The organism is Mesorhizobium sp. M1A.F.Ca.IN.020.06.1.1, from assembly GCF_004023265.1.
In the GTDB taxonomy this organism is placed as follows: Bacteria; Pseudomonadota; Alphaproteobacteria; order Rhizobiales; family Rhizobiaceae; genus Mesorhizobium.
The window spans coordinates 1-4,159 of sequence record NZ_RZSR01000535.1; the positions used below are offsets into that span (position 1 = coordinate 1).

The 4,159-nt window shown below is 63.5% G+C and carries 6 protein-coding genes and 1 pseudogene; all 7 read left to right on the forward strand.

Annotated elements, in window-relative coordinates:
* Positions 1 to 782, forward strand: a 782-nt coding sequence (locus tag EOA60_RS21640) for a heme o synthase (RefSeq protein ID WP_128311843.1), incomplete at its 5' end; no start/stop codon positions are given.
* Entirely contained in the window at positions 779 to 961 is a 183-nt protein-coding gene (locus tag EOA60_RS21645; RefSeq protein ID WP_067327855.1) for a hypothetical protein, read from the forward strand. The genes EOA60_RS21640 and EOA60_RS21645, both read left to right, overlap by 4 nt.
* Before the next feature lie 7 nt (positions 962 to 968).
* The gene (locus tag EOA60_RS21650) at positions 969 to 1,595 is read left to right on the forward strand and encodes a cytochrome c oxidase assembly protein (RefSeq protein WP_095823800.1); all 627 of its coding nucleotides are present in this window, start codon (positions 969 to 971) and stop codon (positions 1,593 to 1,595) included.
* A gap of 1 nt (position 1,596) precedes the next feature.
* Positions 1,597 to 2,478, forward strand: a complete 882-nt coding sequence (locus EOA60_RS21655) for a cytochrome c oxidase subunit 3 (RefSeq protein ID WP_095823799.1) — start codon at positions 1,597 to 1,599, stop codon at positions 2,476 to 2,478.
* Between the two features lie 82 nt (positions 2,479 to 2,560).
* A complete protein-coding gene (locus EOA60_RS21660) occupies positions 2,561 to 2,947 on the forward strand; it encodes a DUF983 domain-containing protein (protein ID WP_095823798.1) in 387 nt (128 codons plus the stop codon).
* Entirely contained in the window at positions 2,944 to 3,699 is a 756-nt protein-coding gene (locus EOA60_RS21665; RefSeq protein WP_164748251.1) for an SURF1 family protein, read from the forward strand. The genes EOA60_RS21660 and EOA60_RS21665 overlap by 4 nt, the downstream gene beginning before the upstream one ends.
* A gap of 73 nt (positions 3,700 to 3,772) precedes the next feature.
* Positions 3,773 to 4,159 (forward strand): annotated as a pseudogene (locus EOA60_RS21670) (4-hydroxy-3-methylbut-2-enyl diphosphate reductase); the annotation flags it as partial.

A 4,159-nucleotide genomic window follows, 5' to 3' on the forward strand; every position in this document is an offset into this window, starting at 1 on the left:
GGATCGCGATCACCGCCAGCAGCGGATTGATGGCGACCGGCGCCTCGGGCGCGCTCAACATGTGGTACGACGCCGATATCGACGCGGTGATGACCAGGACAGCGAGCCGTCCGGTGCCGGCGGGGCGCGTCACGCCGGGTGAGGCGCTGAGCTTCGGGCTCGTGCTCTCCGCGCTGTCGGTGATGACGCTGGGCGTGCTCATCAACTGGCTGTCGGCGGCGCTTCTTGCCTTCACCATCTTCTTCTACGCCGTCATCTACACGATGTGGCTGAAGCGCTGGACGCCGCAGAACATCGTCATCGGCGGCGCCGCCGGCGCCATCCCGCCGGTGATCGGCTGGGCGGCGGTGACCGGATCGGTCAGCCTCGAAAGCCTGATTCTTTTCCTGATCATTTTCCTGTGGACGCCGCCGCATTTCTGGGCGCTGGCGCTGTTCAAGTCGGACGACTACGCCCGCGCCGGCATCCCGATGATGCCGAACGTCGCCGGGCACGCCTCGACCCGCCGCCAGATCTTTGCCTACGCGCTAGTCCTGGCGCCGGTCGGCGTGTTGCCATGGCTGCTCGGCTACACCACCGCCGCCTATGGCGCGGTTTCCGTCCTGCTCGGCCTGGGCTTCGTCTGGTATGCCTGGAAGGTGCTGGGCATGAGCGATGCCGACCGCGCGATGAAGCCGGCCAAGGCGCTGTTCGGCTATTCGCTGCTCTATCTCTTCGCAATCTTTGCCGCCTATCTCGTCGACAGCGTGGTCGGGCGTGCCCTCGTCATGGGGGGAGCATGACCGTGGCCGACAAGAACCTCGAACTGGTCACCTTGACCGAACGCCAGCGGAAGGCGCGACGCAGCCGCTCCGTTGCCATCGGCGTCGCGCTGGCCGCGCTCGTCATCATCTTCTACATCGCCACCATCGTGCGCTTCGGCCACCATGCCTCCGGCCTGATACCGACGAATTTGATGTGAGGCGGCGATGAGCGGCGAGACCGGACCCATCGGGAAGAACAGCAACCGCATCGTCGTGGCGGTCTGCCTTGCCTTCTTCACTGGCATGGTCGGCATGGCCTATGCGGCGGTCCCGCTCTACAAGATGTTCTGCCAGGTCACCGGCTATGGCGGCACGACGCAGCGCGCCGAGAAGCAATATGCCGGTCGCGTGCTCGACCGCGATATCACCATCCGCTTCGACGCCAACACCAACGGCATTCCGTGGCAGTTCGAGCCCGTCGCGCGCTCGGTTACGATCAAGATCGGCGAGACCACGCAGGCGCATTACAGCGCCACCAACAAGTTCGATCGCCCCATCACCGGGCGCGCCTCCTTCAATGTGCAGCCGGAAATGGCCGGCGCCTATTTCAACAAGGTGGAGTGCTTCTGCTTCACTGACACGACGCTCAAGCCCGGTGAGACGCTGGACATGCCGGTCGTGTTCTATGTCGATCCAGACATCGTCAACGTGCCGGAACTGAAGGACCTGAAGACCATCACCCTGTCCTACACCATGTTCCCGGTCGAAAAGAAGCAGCCAGTCGCGTCGTCCGCGCCGACCGCTGGCAGCAGCAACAAAGTTCCAGATTCCGAAGCAAGCCTCGGGGGTTGATATGGCAGACGCGCACACAAAACCGAACCACGACTACCATCTCGTCAATCCCAGCCCTTGGCCTTTCCTGGGCTCGATCGGCGCATTGGTCACGGCCGTCGGCGGCGTTTGCCTAATGCAGTATCTGAAGGCCGGCAGCTTCCCAATATTCGGCCACAACATCGCCAATCCGTGGCTGTTTTTCATCGGCCTGATCATCGTGCTCTACACGATGTTCGCCTGGTGGTCGGACACCATCAAGGAAGCGCATGAGGGCCACCACACGCGCGTCGTGTCGCTGCACCTGCGCTACGGCATGATCATGTTCATCGCCTCCGAGGTGATGTTCTTCGTCGCCTGGTTCTGGGCCTTCTTCGACGCCAGCCTATTCCCGGGCGAGGCCGCGCAATATGCCCGCACCACCTTCACGGGCGGCGTTTGGCCGCCAAAAGGTCTGGAGGTTCTCGATCCCTTCCACCTGCCGCTCTACAACACCATCATCCTGCTTCTGTCGGGCACGACGGTGACCTGGGCGCACCACTCGCTGCTGCACGGCGACCGCAAGGGCCTGATCAACGGCCTGATCCTGACCGTCGGCCTCGGCATGCTGTTCACCATGGTGCAGGCCTACGAGTACATGCACGCTCCGTTCGGCTTCAAGGACTCGATCTACGGCGCCACCTTCTTCATGGCGACCGGCTTCCACGGCTTCCACGTCATCATCGGCACCATCTTCCTGCTCGTCTGCCTGATCCGGGCGATGCGGGGCGATTTCACCCCGAAGCAGCATTTCGGCTTCGAGGCGGCCGCCTGGTACTGGCATTTCGTCGACGTGGTCTGGCTGTTCCTGTTCACCGCGATCTATGTCTGGGCCTCGAGCGGCGCGGTAATCGAAGCCCACTGAGACCCTTTGGATTGAGTTCACGAGGCGGCTGCGGCGACGTGGCCGCCTTATCTTTTTGACCGAACGGGTCTACGGTGCGGACATGAGCGAAGACAAGGCAATCTGGCCACCCGTCGACCCGATCTCGGCCGGGCTGCGCGGCCATTGCCCGCGCTGCGGCGAGGGCAAGCTGTTTTCCGGCTTCCTCACCGTCGGCAAGGGCTGCTACAGTTGCGGCCTCGACTATTCCTTTGCCGATGCCGGCGACGGTCCGGCGGTCTTCGTCATCCTCATCATCGGCTTCATCGTCGTCGGCCTGGCACTGTGGATGGAAGTGTCGCTGAGCCCGCCGCTCTGGCTGCATTTCATTTTGTGGATACCGCTGGCGCTGGTGCTGAGCCTGGCGGCGCTGCGCCTGATCAAGGGCGTGCTGATCACCCTGCAATATTCCAAGAAGGCCGCGGAAGGCAGGCTGGACAGCGGCCAATGAGCGATGCGACCTCCTCGACTGCCGGCGCTTCGCGGCCGCGCTCGGCGCTGCTGCTTGGGATCGGCCTTGTCCTGTTCGCCATTCTCCTCGGCCTCGGCACGTGGCAGGTCCAGCGCTTGCACTGGAAGGAAGGGCTGATCGATACCATCGACAAGCGCACCCATGCGGCACCTTTGCCACTGACCGATGTCGAGAAAGAATTCGCCGCCACACACGATGTCGACTACACGCCGGTGACTGTAACCGGCACTTTCCTGCACCAGGGCGAGCGCCATTTCTTCGCCACTTGGGAAGGCGACACGGGCTTCAATGTCTACACGCCCCTGCGGCTCGACGACGGCCGTTTCGTGCTCGTCAACCGCGGCTTCGTCCCTTACGATCTCAAGGATCCGGCCAAGCGGAAGCAGGGCGAGGTCGCCGGCACGGTGACGGTGACCGGGCTTGCCCGCAATCCGCTGCCTGAAAAACCCTCGATGATGCTGCCCGACAACGACGTCGCCAAGAACATCTTTTACTGGAAGGACCGCGACGTCATGGCCTCGAGCGCCGGTCTGCCAGCGGGAGCCGTGCTGGTGCCCTTCTTCATCGATGCCGACAAGACTCCTAACCCCGGCGGTCTGCCGGTCGGCGGCGTCACCATCATCGATCTGCCGAACAACCACCTGCAATATGCCGTCACCTGGTATGGCCTTGCCGCCGCCCTTGCCGCGGTGCTGATCCTCAGGCTTCGCCGCCCGGCGAAGGAGGAGTGAGCGCCGCTCTTGACAGGGCAGGGGTGCACGCCTCATTTCGCCTTCAGCTTTCCGACTGAACCGGCCCGTTTTGATGATTGAAAAAAAGCCACCGCTGACGATCAGGCTTTGCCAGCCGCGCGGCTTCTGCGCCGGCGTCGACCGCGCCATTCAGATCGTCGTGCTGGCGCTGAAGAAATACGGCGCGCCGGTCTATGTCCGCCATGAGATCGTGCACAACCGCTACGTCGTCGAGGGGCTGCAGAGCCTGGGCGCGGTGTTCATCGAGGAATTGTCCGAGATCCCACCCGAGCATCGTCAGTCGCCGGTCGTCTTTTCCGCGCATGGGGTGCCGAAATCGGTGCCGGCCGACGCCGAGGCGCGCAACCTGTTCTACCTCGATGCCACCTGTCCGCTGGTGTCGAAGGTGCACAAGCAGGCGATGCGGCACCAGCGGCTCGGCCGCCATGTGCTCCTGATC